22 protein-coding genes are annotated in these 18,246 nt (G+C 42.1%); 11 read left to right on the top strand and 11 right to left on the bottom strand.

All coding sequences use genetic code 11. The annotated features are described in order from the left end of the window. Window positions 1–46: 46 nt before the first annotated feature. From AB5542_RS02890 to AB5542_RS02880, 3 genes are read left to right on the top strand one after another with little or no spacing between them, the layout of a single operon-like run. The gene (locus AB5542_RS02890) at window positions 47–991 is read left to right on the top strand and encodes a sensor histidine kinase (protein ID WP_270542031.1); all 945 of its coding nucleotides are present in this window, start codon (window positions 47–49) and stop codon (window positions 989–991) included. Between the two features lie 10 nt (window positions 992–1,001). Beyond that, on the top strand, window positions 1,002–1,652 hold the full coding sequence (locus tag AB5542_RS02885; RefSeq protein WP_117775066.1) for a response regulator transcription factor: 651 nt from the start codon (window positions 1,002–1,004) through the stop codon (window positions 1,650–1,652). Further along, the gene (locus AB5542_RS02880; protein WP_270542032.1) at window positions 1,653–2,375 is read left to right on the top strand and encodes a nucleotidyltransferase family protein; all 723 of its coding nucleotides are present in this window, start codon (window positions 1,653–1,655) and stop codon (window positions 2,373–2,375) included. Between the two features lie 78 nt (window positions 2,376–2,453). Here the strand turns inward: AB5542_RS02880 and AB5542_RS02875 are convergent, their stop codons facing one another. From AB5542_RS02875 to AB5542_RS02840, 8 genes are all read right to left on the bottom strand, one after another. Next, window positions 2,454–2,849, bottom strand: a complete 396-nt coding sequence (locus AB5542_RS02875) for a DUF6146 family protein (protein ID WP_288215110.1) — start codon at window positions 2,847–2,849, stop codon at window positions 2,454–2,456. A gap of 80 nt (window positions 2,850–2,929) precedes the next feature. Further along, window positions 2,930–3,307 carry a RidA family protein gene (locus AB5542_RS02870; protein ID WP_027201119.1) on the bottom strand — a complete coding sequence of 126 codons (378 nt, stop codon included), beginning with the start codon at window positions 3,305–3,307 and terminating at the stop codon, window positions 2,930–2,932. Between the two features lie 159 nt (window positions 3,308–3,466). Continuing rightward, window positions 3,467–4,039 carry a rubrerythrin gene (gene rbr, locus AB5542_RS02865; protein WP_279037361.1) on the bottom strand — a complete coding sequence of 191 codons (573 nt, stop codon included), beginning with the start codon at window positions 4,037–4,039 and terminating at the stop codon, window positions 3,467–3,469. A gap of 149 nt (window positions 4,040–4,188) precedes the next feature. Continuing rightward, window positions 4,189–5,688, bottom strand: a complete 1,500-nt coding sequence (locus tag AB5542_RS02860; protein WP_279037359.1) for a potassium/proton antiporter — start codon at window positions 5,686–5,688, stop codon at window positions 4,189–4,191. Window positions 5,689–5,716: 28 nt separating this feature from the next. After that, a complete protein-coding gene (locus AB5542_RS02855) occupies window positions 5,717–6,973 on the bottom strand; it encodes a DEAD/DEAH box helicase (protein WP_087420453.1) in 1,257 nt (418 codons plus the stop codon). A 138-nt stretch (window positions 6,974–7,111) separates the two neighbouring features. Further along, window positions 7,112–8,512, bottom strand: a complete 1,401-nt coding sequence (locus AB5542_RS02850) for an alanine/glycine:cation symporter family protein (protein ID WP_027201123.1) — start codon at window positions 8,510–8,512, stop codon at window positions 7,112–7,114. Window positions 8,513–8,586: 74 nt separating this feature from the next. Next, window positions 8,587–9,123 carry an HD domain-containing protein gene (locus AB5542_RS02845; protein ID WP_027201124.1) on the bottom strand — a complete coding sequence of 179 codons (537 nt, stop codon included), beginning with the start codon at window positions 9,121–9,123 and terminating at the stop codon, window positions 8,587–8,589. Between the two features lie 86 nt (window positions 9,124–9,209). Beyond that, a complete protein-coding gene (locus tag AB5542_RS02840) occupies window positions 9,210–9,881 on the bottom strand; it encodes a superoxide dismutase (protein ID WP_087420452.1) in 672 nt (223 codons plus the stop codon). A gap of 144 nt (window positions 9,882–10,025) precedes the next feature. Here AB5542_RS02840 and AB5542_RS02835 point away from each other — a divergent pair, with 144 nt between their 5' ends. The 6 genes from AB5542_RS02835 to def all read left to right on the top strand — a co-directional run bounded on the left by AB5542_RS02835 (window position 10,026) and on the right by def (window position 14,110). Further along, window positions 10,026–10,820, top strand: a complete 795-nt coding sequence (locus tag AB5542_RS02835; RefSeq protein ID WP_087420451.1) for a nitroreductase family protein — start codon at window positions 10,026–10,028, stop codon at window positions 10,818–10,820. An 85-nt stretch (window positions 10,821–10,905) separates the two neighbouring features. Continuing rightward, window positions 10,906–11,169, top strand: coding sequence for a YtxH domain-containing protein (locus AB5542_RS02830; RefSeq protein WP_087420450.1), 264 nt, complete (start codon window positions 10,906–10,908; stop codon window positions 11,167–11,169). Window positions 11,170–11,175: 6 nt separating this feature from the next. After that, on the top strand, window positions 11,176–11,589 hold the full coding sequence (locus tag AB5542_RS02825) for a phage holin family protein (RefSeq protein WP_279037355.1): 414 nt from the start codon (window positions 11,176–11,178) through the stop codon (window positions 11,587–11,589). Further along, window positions 11,519–11,866, top strand: a complete 348-nt coding sequence (locus AB5542_RS02820) for a hypothetical protein (protein ID WP_368242976.1) — start codon at window positions 11,519–11,521, stop codon at window positions 11,864–11,866. Before AB5542_RS02825 ends, AB5542_RS02820 begins: the two co-directional genes overlap by 71 nt. 280 nt (window positions 11,867–12,146) lie before the next feature. After that, on the top strand, window positions 12,147–13,514 hold the full coding sequence (locus AB5542_RS02815) for an MATE family efflux transporter (RefSeq protein WP_368242975.1): 1,368 nt from the start codon (window positions 12,147–12,149) through the stop codon (window positions 13,512–13,514). Then, a complete protein-coding gene (gene def / locus AB5542_RS02810; protein ID WP_118449158.1) occupies window positions 13,511–14,110 on the top strand; it encodes a peptide deformylase in 600 nt (199 codons plus the stop codon). The genes AB5542_RS02815 and def overlap by 4 nt, the downstream gene beginning before the upstream one ends. A 65-nt stretch (window positions 14,111–14,175) precedes the next feature. Here the strand turns inward: def and AB5542_RS02805 are convergent, their stop codons facing one another. After that, window positions 14,176–14,484, bottom strand: a complete 309-nt coding sequence (locus AB5542_RS02805; protein WP_027201130.1) for a hypothetical protein — start codon at window positions 14,482–14,484, stop codon at window positions 14,176–14,178. A gap of 135 nt (window positions 14,485–14,619) precedes the next feature. Next, window positions 14,620–14,994: a hypothetical protein gene (locus AB5542_RS02800; RefSeq protein WP_027201131.1), complete on the bottom strand. Its 375-nt coding sequence runs from the start codon at window positions 14,992–14,994 to the stop codon at window positions 14,620–14,622. A 273-nt stretch (window positions 14,995–15,267) separates the two neighbouring features. Between AB5542_RS02800 and AB5542_RS02795 the strand changes: the two genes are divergently transcribed. Both AB5542_RS02795 and AB5542_RS02790 read left to right on the top strand, forming a co-directional pair. Further along, window positions 15,268–15,834 carry a GNAT family N-acetyltransferase gene (locus tag AB5542_RS02795; RefSeq protein WP_279037352.1) on the top strand — a complete coding sequence of 189 codons (567 nt, stop codon included), beginning with the start codon at window positions 15,268–15,270 and terminating at the stop codon, window positions 15,832–15,834. A gap of 72 nt (window positions 15,835–15,906) precedes the next feature. Then, entirely contained in the window at window positions 15,907–16,527 is a 621-nt protein-coding gene (locus AB5542_RS02790) for a hypothetical protein (RefSeq protein WP_087420445.1), read from the top strand. A gap of 300 nt (window positions 16,528–16,827) precedes the next feature. On the opposite strand, the gene glyA is transcribed toward AB5542_RS02790, so the two are convergent. Then, window positions 16,828–18,108 carry a serine hydroxymethyltransferase gene (gene glyA, locus AB5542_RS02785; RefSeq protein ID WP_279037349.1) on the bottom strand — a complete coding sequence of 427 codons (1,281 nt, stop codon included), beginning with the start codon at window positions 18,106–18,108 and terminating at the stop codon, window positions 16,828–16,830. Window positions 18,109–18,246 lie beyond the last annotated feature (138 nt).

Raw genomic sequence — 18,246 nt, 5'->3', positions numbered from 1 at the left:
ATAGCTTTTATCTTTTAGTTTTTAACTTTTAACTAATACATATATCGTGGTTACACAAATAGTTGTATACTTGTCTTTGTTGTTACAGATCGTTGCGATGGGATTTGCGATCAGTTTGTTTAAGCGGACGAAGTTCAATGCCGCTTGGATTTTGATTTCAACGGGCTTTTTTTTGATGGCGATTTACCGGGCGATAGAATTGGTTCCCTCGATGCACCGGGGAGAGTCGGAAGAGTTGTACCAGACGAAAGTGTGGTTGTCATTTGTTATTTCGCTGGCCTTTGCTATCGGGGCATTTTATATACGGAAAGTATTCCAGTTTTTACGTCGGTTGGATGGTATACGGAGTGAGACGGAAAAGCGGGTTCTGTCGGCTGTTATCCGCACGGAAGAACAGGAGCGGCAGCGTTTTGCTAAGGAATTGCATGACGGGCTAGGGCCTTTATTAAGTGTTATAAAGATGTTGCTTTCCGGTTTCGAGGAAAAGAACTCGCCGGAGGTAAACGACAAAATCAAAGGGAACTTGAAACAAGCTGTTGATGAGGCCATCACGAGCGTGCGAGAGATTTCAGCTAATATCAGTCCTCATATATTAAATAATTTTGGTTTAAAGGATGCCACGGAGTCATTTATTCGCAAGTTGCGTCCGGCTGAAGGTATTAGTATTAATTTTAAAACAAATATTGATAATCGTCGTTTTATATATAACGTGGAAGTAATCATGTATCGGGTGATTTGTGAGTTGATCAATAACACGTTGCGACATGCTAATGCCAGTAAAATCAATATTGACCTACAGTTGCAGGGTGATGTTTTGTACTTGGAATACGAGGATAATGGTATGGGGTTTGACGTGAAGCAAGCTGAAAGTGATGGCGGGATGGGATTGAGTAACATGCAGTACCGGTTGAATTCGGGAAATGGAGATATAAAGATTTCTAGCGAATCGGGCCGAGGAATGATTGCGAGAGCTTTTATAAAGTGTAAGTAAATCTTGTTTTATGGATAAATTGAGAATATATCTGGTTGATGATCACAAATTGTTTAGGGAGGGGTTGAAATTATTGCTTTCGACTCAGGATTTCGTTCGACATATTTACGAGGCTTCGAACGGGAGAGAGTTTATTGAGAATTTGTCGTTTGTTGATTGTGATGTCGTGCTGATGGATATAGAGATGCCGGAGATGAATGGTATTGATGCCACGATTGAGGCGATGAAAATGAAACCCAATTTGAAGATTATTGTTCTTTCCATGTACGGGGACGAGCAGTATTATTACAAGATGATTGATGCGGGGGCAAAGGGTTTCTTGTTGAAGAACTCGGGAATTGATAAGGTGGTAACGGCTATTCAGAAGGTGGCGGAAGGGGAGAGTTTCTTCTCGGAAGAGTTATTGGTGAATATTCTGAATAATATGCGTGACAACAAAAGCGAGACGCCGGAAACCGTGGATAATGATATTTCGGAACGGGAACTGGAGATTTTGTATCACGTGTGTAAAGGATTATCAAATCAGGAGATTGCGGACGAATTGTTTATCAGTAAACGTACGGTAGACAAACACCGAGCAAATTTGCTTAGCAAAACGGGATGTCGGAACACTGCGGCATTGGTGATGTATGCGATTAAAAATAATATTATAGAGATATAGATGAATGGGATGATTTTTGCAGCCGGTTTAGGTACCCGGTTGCGACCGTTGACAAACGATCGCCCGAAAGCTTTGGTGGAGTTGAAAGGAAAGACTCTGTTGGAGCGGGTGATCGAGAGAATGAGAGAAGTGCAGGTGGAGCGGTTAGTGATTAATATTCATCATTTTGCCGATCAGGTAGAACACTTTTTGAAAGAGAAAGGAGATTTCGGCATGGACATCGTTTTGTCCGATGAACGAGATGAGTTACTGGATACGGGAGGTGGGATTTTGAAGGCCCGGGAATTATTTATTCCGGGGAAACCCGTGCTTATTCATAATGTGGATATTTTAACGGACTTGGATTTGAAGGCGCTCGTTCGTCAGCATGAATCACGTGAGGCATACGCCACGTTGGTCGTGCAACAGGCAGTTGCAGATCGGGTATTGAAGTTTAATCATGGTGTTTTGAAAGGTTGGGAGAACAAGCGAACCGGGGAGCAGAAGATCGTGGACGAAGGCTTTTACGGGGCCACGGAGTTCAATTACTGCGGGATTCAGATTCTTAGCCCGGAATATTTAAAGCATATCATTCATCAGGGAGTATTCTCTATCATCGACGAGCATCTGGCGCAGGCAAGAGAACATCCTATCGAGCTTTTTCGGCACGATGGCCGATGTCTCGACTTGGGTACCCCGGAGGCCATAAAAGAAGCGAGTAATTTTAGATTTAGTGATTTATGATTTTAGATTGAGAGATTAAAAGAAGGGATAGCTTGTGTGGCTGGAATTTAAAATCTAAAATCATTAAATCTAAGATTATTAAAGGCTTCTGTTTCCTGGGATTAGTTTTATCCTGTTCGTGTCTTCGAAGAACCTGAAATACATGTAGAGTTTGTAATTAAAATCAAACCCGTAATCTCTGTTCAAGCTGTAATCGATGTAACTGTTGATTCTCGGATCTCCGGCAGCATACCTTCTGTTCCATTCGATAGCATACTGGTGATTCATACTTTGATAATAACTTTCTGAGTGCTGACTGGCCATGCTCTGGTGACTTGTCAACCAAAAATCGAATCCCGAATCAAAAACGATCAATTCATATTGCGCTGAATCTTTGATAGCGCAACGCCCCTTTTTATTTTGGGCTACCTCTTTTTGAGATGCACAGGAGAAAAATAGGGCAAGTACAAGGAGTAAACCGAATATTCTCATCATGTTTGATTTAAGTTATGCACTACTTTCCCCTAAGGTAAGAAAAAAAAATGAAAAAACGGCTGATTCAGCCGTTTTTATCTTTATTTTACAGCGATGGTTTCAATTTCAACCATAGCACCCATCGGGAGAGCTTTTACGGCAAAAGCTGCACGGGCAGGACAATCTGTCTTGTAATATTTAGCATAGATTTCGTTCATATCAGCGAAATAAGACATATCTCCCAACAGGCAAGTTGATTTAACCACGTTGTCAAAAGTATATCCGGCTTCTTCCAGGATGTAACCGATGTTTTTCAAACATTGTTCTGTTTGTTCTTTTACTCCACCTTCAACGAATTTTCCGGTATTCACGTCAATAGGAAGTTGACCACTGATGTAAAGCGTTCCGTTTGCTTCAATTGCTTGACTGTAAGGACCGATGGCTTTCGGTGCTTTCGGTGAGTTGATTACTTTTTTCATAATAACTTTATTTTATCAATTAAAAAATAGATTTCAGTTTCTTTGTCGCGAATATAACGAAAATCAAGTTGTGATTTCTTCGTGACGGGTAAAATAAAAAACTAAAAGTTGAGACATCTGCCTCAACTTTTAGTTTTTTATCCTCAATTACAAGTATGATTAGTAATTGCTTTTCTTTTCTTCGAAATATGCTTGAGGGTGAGCGCAAGCGGGACACGCTTTCGGGGCTGTTTTGCCTTCGTAAACGAAACCGCAGTTACGGCATTGCCACAGGATCACTTCGTCTCTTTCGAATACTTTACCGGCTTCCACGCGAGCTAAAAGCGTTCTGTAACGAGCCTCGTGTTCAGCTTCCACTTTCGCAATGTTACGGAACACGGCTGCGATGGCGGTAAATCCTTCTTCTTCTGCAACTTTAGCAAATTCCGGATAGAGGTCTGCCCATTCTTCGTTTTCTCCTTCTGCGGCAGCTTTCAGATTTTCAGCTGTCGTTCCGATTACACCTGCGGGGTAAGATGCGGTGATTTCAACCATTCCGCCTTCCAAGAATTTGAAGAATCTCTTGGCGTGTTCTTTTTCCTGTTCGGCAGTTTCCATGAATACTCCCGCGATTTGTTCGAATCCTTCTTTTTTAGCTACACTAGCGAAAAAAGTATAACGACTTCTGGCCTGTGATTCACCGGCAAATGATTTCAATAAGTTTTGTTCTGTTTTTGTTCCTTTAATGCTCATAAATTTAATCTTTTTAGTGGTCATGTTTTGATAGCACAATAATACGACAATTTGTTTATCAAAACAAATATTTAGTTTTTATCAGATGATAGAAAATGCCTATAAAGTGTAATTTTTCTTATCTCTGATGTACTACCGTATGGCTAGTATCAAGCATTTTTTTGAATTGAATAATCCGTGATCCCTAGGCTTTCATAAGTCTTCATGAGAGCTTCATCATCATCCGTGATCACGAGTAACTTATCTCCGGTATGTAGTTTGGTTTTTCCCTTGGGGACGCAATATGAATCGTTCTTTTTGATCAAGGCTACCAACGTGTTATCCGGTAATACCAGATCCATTAATTTGTCGCCTTTTGCCAACATGGAAGGAATGACTTCAATTTCAGACATGGCGGTTTTAATTTCTTCGGGTAGTTCGACGTTAAAGACGTTTTTGCGTTCTTCGGGGGTTGACAAACCGAGTAGTTTCGCCATGAAACTGACTGTTGTTCCCTGTACAACCAAAGAAAGAATGGTAATGAAGAACACCACGTTAAATATTAATGATGCGTGCTGGATGTTTGCGATTAGCGGGTACGTGGCAAAAATGATGGGGACTGCTCCACGCAGACCGACCCATGAAACGTATGCCCGTGCCTTGGTGGTCATTTTCCGGAAGGGGATAAGGCATAAAAATACACTTATCGGACGAGCCAGTATAATCATGAATACCCCGATAAGAATGCTTAACGCTGCGACCGGGAGTAATTCTGCCGGGTTTACCAGAAGACCTAACGTGAGGAACATCACGATCTGGAATAACCATGTGATACCGTCGAAAAAGGTGGTAAGACTCTTCTTGTGTACCACTTTATGATTTCCAACCACTAAGCCGGCTAAATAAACAGCCAAGTAACCGTTACCTTTTACCAGATCCGTGAACGAGAAAATAAAGAACACGAAAGCTAATAAAAGAACAGGATATAATGATTGATTGATGTTTAGTTTATTGATGCAGTATACGGCCAGTCTTCCCAGTAGATAACCGGATACGGCACCGATACTCATTTGCATGATGAATTGCAGTATCGTGTTACTTAAACTGTTTTCTCCGGATTGAATAATTCCGATAAGTAATATCGTTAACATATAGGCCATCGGGTCATTACTACCACTTTCCAGCTCTAGCATGGGACGTAGGTTCTCTTTTAGCCCTTGTCGTTTGGAACGGAGAATCGAGAACACGGATGCAGAATCGGTAGATGACATGACGGATGCGAGTAATAATGATTCCGTGAAGTTTAGGGTGACGAAACTATTTTCGAGATTCGTGATGTAGTAGATAAAATAACCCGTGAGAAAAGCCGTAAACATGACTCCGGCGGTGGCGAGAACAATTCCTTGCCCTAGAACGGGTTTGATTTCAGCCGCACTTGTGTCCATACCACCAGAAAATAAAATAATACTTAATGCGATAACTCCTATAAATTGTGCGGTTTGCGGATTATTAAACTCTATTCCTAAACCATCGGTTCCGAAAAGCATTCCTACTCCCAAGAAGAGAAGTAAAGCGGGAACTCCAAAACGGAAACCTGCTTTTCCTACAACAATACTAATAAATAATAGGATAGATCCAATAAGTAAGATATTTCCAGCGTTTAGAATCATAAGTGTATAGTTTTAATAGGTTATTATTTTATTTTGAGCCTCCTTCTCGCTTGGCGTGGTTTTTCTTTTTTACGAAAGAACGGCCGTTAGGTTTTCGTCCTCTGCCTTTTGACGAGCTATGTTCGAATGCTTTCGGATTGTATTCCGGTGCCGGTCCCAAGTGGGCGGGGAGTGGTATCTTGTAAATCGTTTCTTCAATAAATTGTTCTATGCGGTAAAATTTTCCTTGCTCTGCCCCGGAGACAAAGGTCAAGGCAACACCTTCCGCGCTGGCTCTCGCTGTTCGTCCGATACGGTGAATATAATCTTCCGGATCATGGGGTACATCAAAGTTGATTACCAATCCTATCTCATCAATATCTATACCACGGGACACGATGTCGGTGGCAACGAGTATATCTATTTTATTATTTTTAAAATCCATCATAACAGATTCCCGCTCTGACTGCTCCAAGTCGGAATGCATGGCTGCCACGTTGAATTTTTTACGTTTTAAGGTGAAGGCGAGGTCTTTTACTTTTTGTTTGGAAGAGGCGAAGATTAGCGTTTTGTGTAAGACCGGTTTGCTGAAAAGTTCTTCGATGATACCCATTTTCTGGCTTTCGTGGCAGATGTAAGCGGCTTGCATGATGGCTTCGTTGGGTTTGGATACTGCCACGTTGATTTCTACCGGGTCTCGAAGTACATTTTGGGCTAGCTGTCGTATCTTCGGGGGCATCGTAGCCGAGAAGAGTATGGTTTGTCGGTCTTTGGGCAGTTTGTTCACGATTTGCATGATGTCGTCAAAAAATCCCATGTCCAGCATCCGGTCAGCCTCGTCAAGGATAAAGTATTTTACTTGCGAAAGGTCTACATCGCTATGTTGCAGATGTGCGATCAACCGTCCCGGTGTTGCGATGGCAACATCTGCGCCCAGACGCAATGCTTTTTTTTGTTGATCCCATAAACTTCCGTCACCACCCCCGTAGACGACTACCGTCGAAACGGGGAGAAAATAAGAAAATCCCTCGAATTGTACGTCTATTTGTTGGGCTAATTCCCGGGTGGGAGCCATGATAACAGCTTTTACCGTGTCCGATCGGTTCTCTTCTTTGATTAATCGATTTAAGATCGGAAGAGTGTAAGCGGCTGTTTTTCCGGTGCCTGTTTGTGCGCAGGCGATTAAATCTTTTCCCTCTAAGATAACAGGGATTGTTAATTCTTGTATAGGGGTTGTTTCCTGAAAATTCATGGCATCTAATCCTTGCAACAATGAATCCTCTAGTTCCAGCTCGTCAAATCTCATCTTTTATATCTCTACTATTCTTTATTTTTAATGCTGCCTTTTTCCTGTTTTAAAGTACAGCGGCAGGAGAAAATTACACATAAATCTATCATCGTGTCAATCCCTTCTGTTTGTTGCAAAGTTAAAAAAAAAATCATTTTATTCCCATTCACTCGTGGAATCTTTTAACTCCGGGATGAACGAGGACTTGAATATGATATTTTTCTTGCTGATACGACGTTGACGGTTGTAGTCCTGTAATGCTTTCAAGGCGATTTTACCCAGTAATACGATCGCGATCAGGTTGGTTATAGCCATGATTGCCATGAATAGATCGGCAATATTCCAGACGAGATCCAGGGCGGCGATTGATCCGAACATGACCATTCCCCCCACGATAATCCGGTAAAGTTGTAAATAGGTTTTATTCTTGGATATGAAAAATAAGTTTGTTTCACAGTATGAATAGTTACCCACGATGGAGCTGAAGGCAAAAAGGAGTATACAAATAGCGATAAATTGTCCTCCCACGCTTCCGATCTGGTGGGACAGGGCCATTTGTGTCAGTTGGATTCCTTTCACCGAACCATCTAGCGGAACGTCCGAAAGTAGAATAATGAATGCCGTACAACTACAAATGATTAACGTGTCGGTGAAAACACTGAGGGCTTGGATTAATCCTTGTTTCACCGGGTGGGAGACTGTTGCCGTTGCGGCAGCGTTCGGGGCGGAACCCATACCCGCTTCATTTGAGAAAAGTCCTCGCCGGACACCTTGCATGATGACGGCTCCTAAACCCCCGCCCGCGAATTGTTCGAATCCGAATGCGTTCGTGAAAATAGAACCAATGACATGGGGTAATGTTCCAAGGTGCGTGAATAGGATGAAAGCGGCAAGCAGAATGTATGCAATAGCCATAAGGGGGACGATGATTCCGGATATAACGGCAATCCGGTGTATTCCACCGAATATGACCAGTAGGGTAAACAGGGTTAGAATGATTCCCAGCCAGACACGGTTTGTCCCAAAGACTTCATGAAATGCCAAGGTAACGGTATTTGCTTGTACCGAGTTGAATACAAGTCCGAAGGTAATAGTAATGATGACAGCGAAAAGAATGCCTAACCATCGTTTCTTTAAACCTTTTTCCATGTAAAAGGCGGGGCCCCCGATGAACGAGCGTTCTCCTTTAACTTTATATATTTGGGCTAACGTGGATTCGATGAAGGCAGAGGCAGAACCGATAAGCGCTATAAGCCACATCCAGAATATGGCTCCCGGTCCTCCCAGGGCTAGGGCTGTTGCCACACCCGCCAGGTTACCCGTGCCTACCCGCGAAGCGGTTGCAATGCAAAATGCTTGAAAAGAAGAAACCGAGTTCTTGTGGTTCCCGCTTGCTATTCCGTCGCCAAGCAGCCGGAACATTTCCCGGATATTCCGGAATTGTACGAATTTACTCTTGAAGGTAAAGTAGACCCCGATACAGATTAGCAGGGCTATTAATATATAGGTCCAAATAAAATCATTGGTTGCTATAATCCAGTTGTTTAAATTTTCCATAACCGCATCACGTATTTAAATTACGAGTAAAATACGTGATGAAACGGGTGAAAGTTGTAAAAATTAGATTATATTTAAAGAAAAAGTTCACACCATTCTTCGAAACGGGCGACTGTTTCTTCCCCATAAAAAGCCATTTCTGCCCGGATTTTGCCTAGTTTCTTTTCCCGGGTTAAATTGGTTTTCGAATAAAACTTATCGGCAAAAGCGATTAGTTTTTCTTCAAGAGTAACGGGGAGCATATCCCGTTGGGGTAAAGGTAAATGATTTTTCTTGATCATTTCAAGTGATATGCCGGCCCCCGTGTGTCGTTCACATACTAGGGCATGACGGGGAAGGCCTTCTTCGCGGAGTAGATCGGCTCCCAGATAACCGTGGCAGATGTAGGGATGTTCTCCGAAACAACCGATGTCCGGGGCCTTAGTGAGAAAAATCCCGATGTCGTGGAGCATGGCAGCCTCTTGAATGAAGGGGATGTCCAGATCCATTTCGGGATGTCGGATAGCCAGTGATTGTGCTTTATCTCGAACAAGTTGGCTATGTATGAGGAGGGATTGCCCGGCGAGGGAATCCAACGTGTAATATTTACGAATAATATCTAATGGGTTTATCATTATTTGTTCTTTTTTTAAACTTACAAATATAGATGTTTGTTCGTGAAAATGTCATGATTGGTTTTATATATAAATATTCCGGGCTATTTGTAACGGGCCCCGATGGTTCTCCAGTCAATAATTGTCCATATTTTTTCGATGTGTTCCGGACGGCGATTCTGGTAATCAAGGTAATAAGCATGTTCCCAAACATCGATCCCCAGTATCGGAGTGTAACCTTTGGTAATTGGGTTCCCGGCGTTACTCTCGGAGAAAATGTATAGTTTCCCTTTTTTGTCCTTCGCGAGCCATACCCATCCGGACCCGAATAACGAGGTGGCGGCAGCCGAGAACTCCTTTTTGAAATTATCGAATGAACCCCATTCTTTTTCTATGGCAGCAAGCAGCGCTCCTGACGGGGTATGTTCTGCTTTCGGAGAGAACGAGTTGAAATAGATAATATGGTTCAGCGCTTGTGCTGCGTTGTTAAATATCGCTCCGGTGGAGTTCTTGACGATGGTTTCAAGATCACAGTTCTCGAATGGTGTCCCCACGATCAATTTATTCAGGTTATCAATGTAAGCTTTCAGATGTTTACCATGATGTAGTTTTATGGTGGTTTCACTGATAACGGGTGCGAGGGCATTTGTTTCGTAAGGTAAAGGTGGGAGGGAAAATTTCTCTTTCGTTGTTTGTTGTTGAGCCCACAATGCCCCGCTTGTTGTGATGAGAAGGGTAACTATCCATATCCTTTTGAATGCTTGTTTTGTTTTCATCTTCTATTTTTCTTTTAAAGTTTATGTGATTTACGAATAAAAGTACATTTTGGTTATTAAAAAGTCCTCTAACTTTTATAATTTTGACCGTTTTTATGAAAGAGAGTGGTGGGGAACAAATGTGCAATTTCAAAATTTGAGTATATGATCAGGATAAATGTTACAATTGAGGTGAAGAGCGAGGTTCGCGCTCAAGTCGTGGAACTTTTGCGTGAGATGTCTGAATTGTCAAGGCAGGAAAAGGGGTGTATCGGGTACGAAATACTTGAAAATAATCGTTTGGATAACATGTTGATGATCATAGAAACGTGGGAAAATGAAACCTTGCTGGCTGTTCATAAAGGAAGTGATCATTTCGTGAGAATTATCCCGCGGGTTCGGGAACTGGCAACGGAAATGTGTAGCCAGAAGTTCACGGATATGGCAGCCGTGAACGAGGCTATCGTGGGACGTCGTAGTGTGAGAAATTATGCTCCGGACAAGGTGTGCGTGGAGACGATCGAGCGATTGCTGAGAGCGGCCATGTACGCACCTTCGGTTAAAGATCGCCGTCCCTGGGAGTTTTTCGTGATAGAAGATCGGGAACATCTTGATACTTTGGCTGAGACTTTACCGGAAGGGATGGCTTTAAGAACAGCCCCGGCCGCGATTCTGGTTTGTTGTAATACCCGCCGGGCCGGGCTTGACGGGGGGAATTGGCCCCAAGAGCTGGGAGCGTGTGTCCAAAACCTGATGTTGCAGGCCTACGGGGAGAAACTGGGAACCACTTGGGTTGGAATTTATCCTCAGATGCACCGGGTTCATCAAGTGAAAACTTTGTTTCACTTGTCATCGGAATTCGTGCCGTTTGCCGTTGTGGCAATCGGGAAACCGGCAGATGAGCAAGCACCTGTTCCCGAGCGTTATGACCCTTCGAAAATACATTTTATCACTCGTTAAAAATATTCGTAAAAAAATCACTAAAAAGAGAACCTTTTCATGTTTCAGTTCGTTAAATTAGGTACGAACATAAAAATTAAAGAATATGAAACATGAAACTTCAAATCTACTGATAGGGCTAGGTATTGGCGCTGTTGTAGGAGTTGCTGTCGGTTATTTAATGGTAGCTGATAATCGTAAAAAATTAGCGGAAGAGTTTGATCGTGCCGTGTCTAAAGTGAAGGAAGAGGTGAAGGACGTTTATTCAAAAGCAAAAAACAAGGCCGAAAACGTGAAAGAACACGTGACCGAGGATGTCAATCATGTAGCTGAAAAGGTTGCGGGGAAGACAGCTACGGAAACGAAGTAATAGCTTATGGAGAATATTGCCGAGAAGACGTTCGCTGAGTTGAAAGAGGATATTTCAACTTACGTGGAATTGAGGCTAGAGCTATTAAAATTGAATACATACGAAAGGGTTGCTAAGACAATGGCAGTCTTTTCGTATGGTATTGTTTTGGTTTTATTGGCTTTTTTTGCCATTTTATTTTTGTTCCTGGCATTAGGTTTTTTCTTGGGAGAATTGTTGGGTAGTATGGCTTTGGGATTCGTGTTGGTGGTTGGGATGTACCTGTTGTTGTTCGGGTTAACGATGTTTTTCAAGAAAAAGATCACGTCCAAGGTGATGAACGAGATTATAACAGCAATGATGAGTAAGGATGAAAAAGATAATGAAGAGACAACCGACCCCGCTGGACATGTTGATGGCGGAACAGCGCCGGGTGCGTGAGAGTTGCCGGGTGCAGGAGCAGAAAATAAACGAGGATTTTAAGTTCATACATGATCATTCCGGGCGGATTTTGTTTGCCGGGATTTCTTCTTTGTTTTTTTCTAAACGAAGAGAAAACAGGGAGAATGACGGGGGAGAAGAGGCGGAAGGACAAATCCCGATGTTGGGAATGATGTTTAAAAATATTTCACCCTTGTTGTGGGAGGCCGCTTTGCCAATCCTTTTACGTTGGGGACTGGGGCGAATCGGGAATTTGTTTAAAAAACGACCCAAATGATAAACGATAAAAGTTAAAAGTTAAAAGTTAAAAGATAAAAACTAAAAGTTGAAAGTAGGAAATTAAGAAGCGTTGGCTTTGTGCGGTTGGAATCTAAAATCTAAAATTAATAAGGCCTTGTGTGGTTGGAATCTAAAATTTAGAATCTAAAATCTAAAATAAACGACGAGTTTTATTATCTTTGTGTCCTCTATTCGGGTTATATTTCTGAAAATAGTGGGTCAATCACGACCATTCCATCAAGAGGTGTTTTATTTTAATAGAAGGAGGATAAAGAGTTATGTCGAGTATTAATGCATCGCAGGTTTTGGAGACAAAGCCAGTCGGGAAGTTATTGTTACAGTATTCAATCCCTGCAATTATCGGGATGACAGTGACGTCGTTGTATAATATTATTGATAGTGTTTTTATCGGGCATGGTGTGGGGCCGTTAGCTATATCGGGGTTAGCGATCACTTTTCCCTTGATGAACCTGATTATTGCTTTTTCGACTTTGGTAGGAATCGGGGGAGCGACAATCAGTTCGATTTATCTCGGGCAGAAAGACACGGAGAAAACGAATTCTGTCTTGGGGAACGTGTTGTTGTTATGCGTGATTAACGGGTTTTGTTTCGGGGGATTGACTTTGATATTCTTAGATCCGATCTTGCATTTCTTCGGGGCTAGTCCGGCGACTTTACCTTACGCCCGGGATTTTATGCAGGTTATTTTGATGGGAAATCCGATTGCTTTTACTTTTATCGGTCTGAACAACGTGATGCGAGCCACGGGATACCCGAAAAAGGCCATGTTGAGTTCTTTACTGACCGTATTTGCCAATATTATTCTAGCCCCGATATTCATTTTTCATTTGGATTGGGGAATCCGGGGAGCAGCATTGGCCACGGTGATCTCCCAGTCGATCGGTTTAATCTGGATCGTGAGTCACTATCTGAACAAGAACACGACGATACGTTTTAAACCGGGAATATTTAAATTGAAAGGTCGGATTATCATGAGTATTTTTTCCATCGGGATGTCACCTTTCTTGATGAACGTGTGTGCTAGTTCAGTGGTCATTATATTGAATAATAGTTTTATGCGCTATGGTGGTGACTTGGCTATCGGGGCCTACGGGATTGTGAATCTGGTACTGACCTTGTTTATCATGATCGAGATCGGGGTGACACAGGGGATGCAGCCGGTAATCGGGTTTAATTACGGGGCGCTTCTTTTTGACCGGGTACGTAAGACTTTACGTTATGCATTGATTGCCGGGGTTTCTATCATGACGTTTGGTTTTTTGTTGAGCCAGTTGTTTCCCTCGGCAATTGTGGGGATGTTTACGGATAATCATGAGTTGATGGAATTATCTAAATTTGGCTTACGAGTGACTTGTTTGATGTTCCCTCTTGCGGGGTGCCAGATTATTATCACAAACTTTTTTCAATCCATTGGGAAAGCTAAAGTCTCCATATTTTTGTCTCTTTCCCGACAATTGTTATTTTTGATTCCGTTTTTGTTAATATTACCTCGTTTCTGGGGGATTACAGGCGTGTGGAGTAGTATGCCCATGGCAGATTTTATTTCTTTCATGACCACGATAGGCACGTTCATGTATTTTGTCAGAAAAGGGCTTTTGTTTAAAACTAATAAAACAATAGAATGAGAATAGTTCAGTTATTATTTGGCGTGTGGGTAGGGATATGTTTCCTTGCGTGTGGAGAGAAATCGGATTCTTTTACACGGGAGGAACGGGAACGCATCGGACATTCGGAAGAAGAGGGTATTATGCCTCTGTTTCTTGTAACAAACCGGGTAGATTCATTGTTCCTGCGTTTGCAGGCAAAAGAATTCGGAAAAGAAGATGTCGAGACGGAAACCTTTCGTGTTTTAAGATCACGTATGCTTGCTACCGTGAGGGATTCCTTGAACGAGGGAGTGGGTATTGCGGCTCCTCAAGTCGGTATATCACGTCAATTAGTTGCTGTGCAGCGTTTGGATAAAACGGGAGAGCCTTTTGAATTTTACGTGAATCCGGAAATCATTTATTTCTCTCAAGATACTGTTTTAGGGCAGGAAGGATGTTTGTCTATTCCGGGTCGGATGGGGTCGGTATATCGGTCTAAAGAGATTGTCGTGCGCTATCGGGATGAACTTTCTTTCGAGTGGAGACAAGATACGGTGAGAGAATTTACAGCTCGCATTTTTCAACACGAGATCGACCATTTGAATGGAATTCTGTACACGGATTATCTTCCGTGAGTTTTAAGGATATAAATAATAAACGGGTTCTCGATTTTCGGGAACCCGTTTATTAAAAAAAATGTCTATTCGTCGAGCGTTACGGCTCCTGAAAGAGCCACAGCCTCTTTATTACGGAAAGTCATGATCGGTGATACAGCCTCGTAAGCTGACATGATGTACTCGAAGAGTTGTGCCGTCACCAATTTTCCGCGTTCAGCTAATGAGAGTTTTAATTTAATCCCTGTGTCCTCGTCCTCTGAACTTTGTAATTCGGAAAGTTCCCCGAATTGTTTGGTTTCTAATAGATATTGCACCCGATGCAATTCATCTGATTCGAAAAATAACTCGTAATTTTTCTCGTCCCGGTTCTTACTGAATAAAGTTGTTTTCATCTTCTTGTGTGTTGTGTGTGTATATATATATACAACGTTCCCAGCGTTGCTCTGTTTTTTTATATCAAAGGATAACACTTAATCGTGTAAACATCTTGTATTAGTACAAGATACGTGCCATATATACGTGAGGTTTCAAATAATTAACAAACAGAGTTCATGGAAATATCGCTTGGGGTGCGATATGAATACTTCGTGTATTCCCGTGTGATCTGCCTCCTTGTTAATGGTAAGACTTTCATTTGCCTGTTTGTAGACCCCGTCCAGCATCACCCGAACCCGGCAGGGTAGCTCTGATCTTGTCATGCTGACAAGTGAAGTCCGGATTAACGGGCTGGGATATTGATTCTGAAAATCAAGGCTTTGTCCCTTGTTTATGGAGTCATGTAATTGTGCTAATTGGTAGGTCACCGCTGTATGTTGAGATTCTGTCATGATCAATCCCATGGCAACATTGCTGAGTTGTGTTACCACAAGAATGAGGATACTATGTAATATGAATCTTATCATACTTAGTGTTTGTTTCAAATTTAAAGAATATAAATTGCATTTGCAATGTTTTTCTTCTTTTTTCTATCGATCTATATAAAAATAAGTATTTTTACTACCGGAAATTGTTTTTTTGTTTCGAAAAGGTTACAAATTAACATTTCATATACCCCATCATTCTACAATTTATGTGGATTTATTACTCATTTATAATTTTTTTTACGATAGAAGTTGAAAAAAGATATAGAATAATAAATAATTTTGGAACTCGGATTGCATTATAAAGCGAACTTGATGGAAATAAAAAGTAAACAGGAAAATTTTAGGTTGCGGGAGTGGAAGTTGACGGATATAGTATCATTAGTAAAACATATTAATAACGAGAAAATATGGAATAACGTGCGGGATGGACTTCCATACCCGTATACAATGTTGGATGCTGATAAGTATATCCGGATGGTACAGGCCCAACCTTATGTTCAAAATTTTGCCATAGAGGTAGCGGGAGAGGCCGTGGGAGGAGTTGGGATCGTACCCTTGACAGACGTGGAGCGCCTTAGTGCAGAGGTCGGTTATTGGCTGGGTGAGGCCTATTGGGGGTGGGGAATTACGAGCGAGGCTGTTGCGTTGTTGGTTGATTACGTGTTTCGGGAAACCGGAATTATTCGTTTGTTTGCCTCTGTTTACGAGTATAATCCGGCCTCGATGAAAGTGTTGGAAAAAGTCGGTTTTACCAGACAGGCTATTTTGCGTGATGCTGCGATTAAAAACGGACGGGTGATAGATATGTATTATTATGATCTGATAAAGCGTGAAATATGGGAAAGCGAGTGTCATATTACGGGGATACTTCCCGGATGAGGGAGGAGCTATTACCTCGTTTAAAATACAAGAATTTTAGAGAAGGATTGGAAACACTATAAAATAAGAATCATGATGAAGTACGGCGTTTTATTGATTTTAGTGGTGATGGCTGTTTCGTGTGCCACTCCCAGTTATATGCATTTATACGAGTCCCCGAAAAGTTTGGATTTCACGACGGGTAAATGGTTGGTGACGAACGTGGAAACTCAGTTACCTCTCATGTACAGGGAAGGGTTGACACGTGATCTATTAAAGGAATTGAAAAAAATGGGAGGGGATTCTATTTATTTTTTAAATGATATATCCTTGAAATACCTGTCTCATGACAAACTCACTTTTGAGTTGTCTCCCGAAGTGATGGAGACGTTGAAGAAAACGACGGATTACAAGTATGTGGTGACTGCCACGGCTCGAAAAGTGCGTAATGAGGTCAGTGATTTGATTTATCCCGGGGGACCACTTTCTTACCAGAAGAGCGAGTCGGAAGTCTGTATTGCCGTGTATGATGTCTCCTTGGGAGCCCGGATTTATTTTCAGCGAATAATAGCATCCGTGACTCTGGATGCGGGAGACGAGCAAGTTGTGTTTGCTCGTTCGGCTGGTACATTATTATATAATGCAATGAAAAAAGGGCTGAAGGATATAAAAAAGAATTCCCGGAAGGTAAAGAAAGGACGAGGTGGGAAGTAATGGTATTGACAGTCTATTTCACCCGTGTCTTGCCGTAGTCTCGTTAATATGATGATTGTATGAGAACATGATATCGGGAACACATTAATTCCCCGTATCGTTGACCTATCGTTAATCTATCGTTAACCTATCGTTAACCTCTTAACGAGACATAGGCGGGATACCGGTGTATTTACCTTGAGATACAGTGAGATCCAAATGCAAGATTGCCATGAAATCTCGTGATAGACTAAATACTAATTAACAAATAAAAAAGACCGCAATCCATGTTGCGGTCTTTTGTATATTTAGAAAGTCTTATTACCAGGCGAACATAGGTCTGTCGCTCATCATGGCGTTTACTTCTTTCTTTACTTGTGCGATTACGGTTTCATCGTCCGGGGCGCTCAATACTCTGTCGATCATGTCCACGATGATAGGCATATGTTCTTCCTTCAAACCACGGGTAGTGATTGCCGGGGTTCCTACACGAAGACCTGAAGTAGAGAACGGGGTACGGGTATCGAACGGAACCATGTTCTTGTTGATCGTGATGTCAGCTTTAACAAGCGTGTTTTCAGCTTTCTTACCGGTTAATTCCGGGAATTTGGTTCTCAGGTCAATCAACATGGAATGGTTGTCGGTACCACCGGAAACAACTTTATAACCTTTTTCCACGAATGCTTTGGCCATAGCTCTGGCGTTAGCTAGCATTTGTTTCGCGTATTCGGTGTACTCTTCAGATAGCGCCTCTCCGAAAGCAACAGCCTTAGCAGCGATCACGTGTTCAAGCGGTCCACCTTGTTGTCCCGGGAATACGGCAAAGTTGATTACTTGTGACATCATCTTGATCTCTCCCTTCGGAGTTTTTAATCCCCAAGGATTCGGGAAATCTTTCGGAAGAAGGATCATACCACCACGAGGTCCGCGAAGGGTTTTGTGAGTGGTTGTGGTCACGATGTGGCAATATTCCATCGGGTTGTTCAATAAACCTTTGGCAATCAAACCGGCAGGGTGAGACATATCGCACATTAACAAAGCACCTACTTTATCAGCGATTTTGCGCATACGTTTGTAATCCCAGTCGCGAGAATAAGCGGATGCTCCGGACACGATTAATTTCGGTTTGTGTTCCAAAGCCAATTGTTCCATCTCGTCATAGTCAACCATCCCGGTTTCTTCTTTCACGTGGTAAGCTACCGGGTGATAGTTAATACCGGAAAGATTCACGGGAGATCCGTGTGAAAGGTGACCACCATGAGCCAGGTCAAGACCCAGGAAGGTATCGCCGGGTTTCATGCAAGCGAAGAACACGGCAGCGTTAGCTTGTGCGCCGGAGTGCGGTTGTACGTTAGCGAATTCAGCTCCGAATAATTGGCAAGCCCGATCGATAGCCAGTTGTTCTGTCTGGTCAACGATTTGGCAACCACCGTAATAACGGGCTCCGGGGTATCCCTCTGCATATTTGTTGGTCAGGCAAGATCCCATAGCCTGCATTACTTGCTCGCTCACGAAGTTTTCAGATGCGATTAATTCAAGTCCTTCTTTTTGACGATGACATTCTTTGTCAATCAGGTCGAAAATTTGAGTGTCTCTTTTCATTATTTAGATTTTTAATACTATAGACGTTTATAAATCTAGGCCAAAATTATACTAATCGTGCATGTAAACAAAGTATTTGGCAACTTTTTTTCATCTCTTGTTTTTTAATTTTCGAATATTTGTGTACGTTTGTTGTGT

Origin of the sequence: Butyricimonas sp. RTP31003st1_G1_RTP31003_210430, from assembly GCF_040920905.1 — a bacterium.
In the GTDB taxonomy this organism is placed as follows: Bacteria; Bacteroidota; Bacteroidia; order Bacteroidales; family Marinifilaceae; genus Butyricimonas; species Butyricimonas paravirosa.
This window is presented reverse-complemented; position numbering and strand designations above follow the sequence as displayed.

Bases quoted from the DNA above. Each gene is read 5' to 3' on its own strand.
- rbr (WP_279037361.1), bottom strand. From the start codon at position 4,039: ATGAGCATTAAAGGAACAAAAACAGAACAAAACTTATTGAAATCATTT.
- AB5542_RS02835 (WP_087420451.1), top strand. From the start codon at position 10,026: ATGATCAGGATAAATGTTACAATTGAGGTGAAGAGCGAGGTTCGCGCT.
- AB5542_RS02840 (WP_087420452.1), bottom strand. From the start codon at position 9,881: ATGAAAACAAAACAAGCATTCAAAAGGATATGGATAGTTACCCTTCTC.
- def (WP_118449158.1), top strand. From the start codon at position 13,511: ATGAGAATAGTTCAGTTATTATTTGGCGTGTGGGTAGGGATATGTTTC.
- AB5542_RS02875 (WP_288215110.1), bottom strand. From the start codon at position 2,849: ATGATGAGAATATTCGGTTTACTCCTTGTACTTGCCCTATTTTTCTCC.
- AB5542_RS02805 (WP_027201130.1), bottom strand. From the start codon at position 14,484: ATGAAAACAACTTTATTCAGTAAGAACCGGGACGAGAAAAATTACGAG.
- AB5542_RS02800 (WP_027201131.1), bottom strand. From the start codon at position 14,994: ATGATAAGATTCATATTACATAGTATCCTCATTCTTGTGGTAACACAA.
- AB5542_RS02850 (WP_027201123.1), bottom strand. From the start codon at position 8,512: ATGGAAAATTTAAACAACTGGATTATAGCAACCAATGATTTTATTTGG.
- AB5542_RS02790 (WP_087420445.1), top strand. From the start codon at position 15,907: ATGATGAAGTACGGCGTTTTATTGATTTTAGTGGTGATGGCTGTTTCG.
- AB5542_RS02795 (WP_279037352.1), top strand. From the start codon at position 15,268: ATGGAAATAAAAAGTAAACAGGAAAATTTTAGGTTGCGGGAGTGGAAG.
- AB5542_RS02880 (WP_270542032.1), top strand. From the start codon at position 1,653: ATGAATGGGATGATTTTTGCAGCCGGTTTAGGTACCCGGTTGCGACCG.
- AB5542_RS02885 (WP_117775066.1), top strand. From the start codon at position 1,002: ATGGATAAATTGAGAATATATCTGGTTGATGATCACAAATTGTTTAGG.
- AB5542_RS02860 (WP_279037359.1), bottom strand. From the start codon at position 5,688: ATGATTCTAAACGCTGGAAATATCTTACTTATTGGATCTATCCTATTA.
- glyA (WP_279037349.1), bottom strand. From the start codon at position 18,108: ATGAAAAGAGACACTCAAATTTTCGACCTGATTGACAAAGAATGTCAT.
- AB5542_RS02870 (WP_027201119.1), bottom strand. From the start codon at position 3,307: ATGAAAAAAGTAATCAACTCACCGAAAGCACCGAAAGCCATCGGTCCT.
- AB5542_RS02825 (WP_279037355.1), top strand. From the start codon at position 11,176: ATGGAGAATATTGCCGAGAAGACGTTCGCTGAGTTGAAAGAGGATATT.
- AB5542_RS02855 (WP_087420453.1), bottom strand. From the start codon at position 6,973: ATGAGATTTGACGAGCTGGAACTAGAGGATTCATTGTTGCAAGGATTA.
- AB5542_RS02815 (WP_368242975.1), top strand. From the start codon at position 12,147: ATGTCGAGTATTAATGCATCGCAGGTTTTGGAGACAAAGCCAGTCGGG.
- AB5542_RS02820 (WP_368242976.1), top strand. From the start codon at position 11,519: ATGAAAAAGATAATGAAGAGACAACCGACCCCGCTGGACATGTTGATG.
- AB5542_RS02830 (WP_087420450.1), top strand. From the start codon at position 10,906: ATGAAACATGAAACTTCAAATCTACTGATAGGGCTAGGTATTGGCGCT.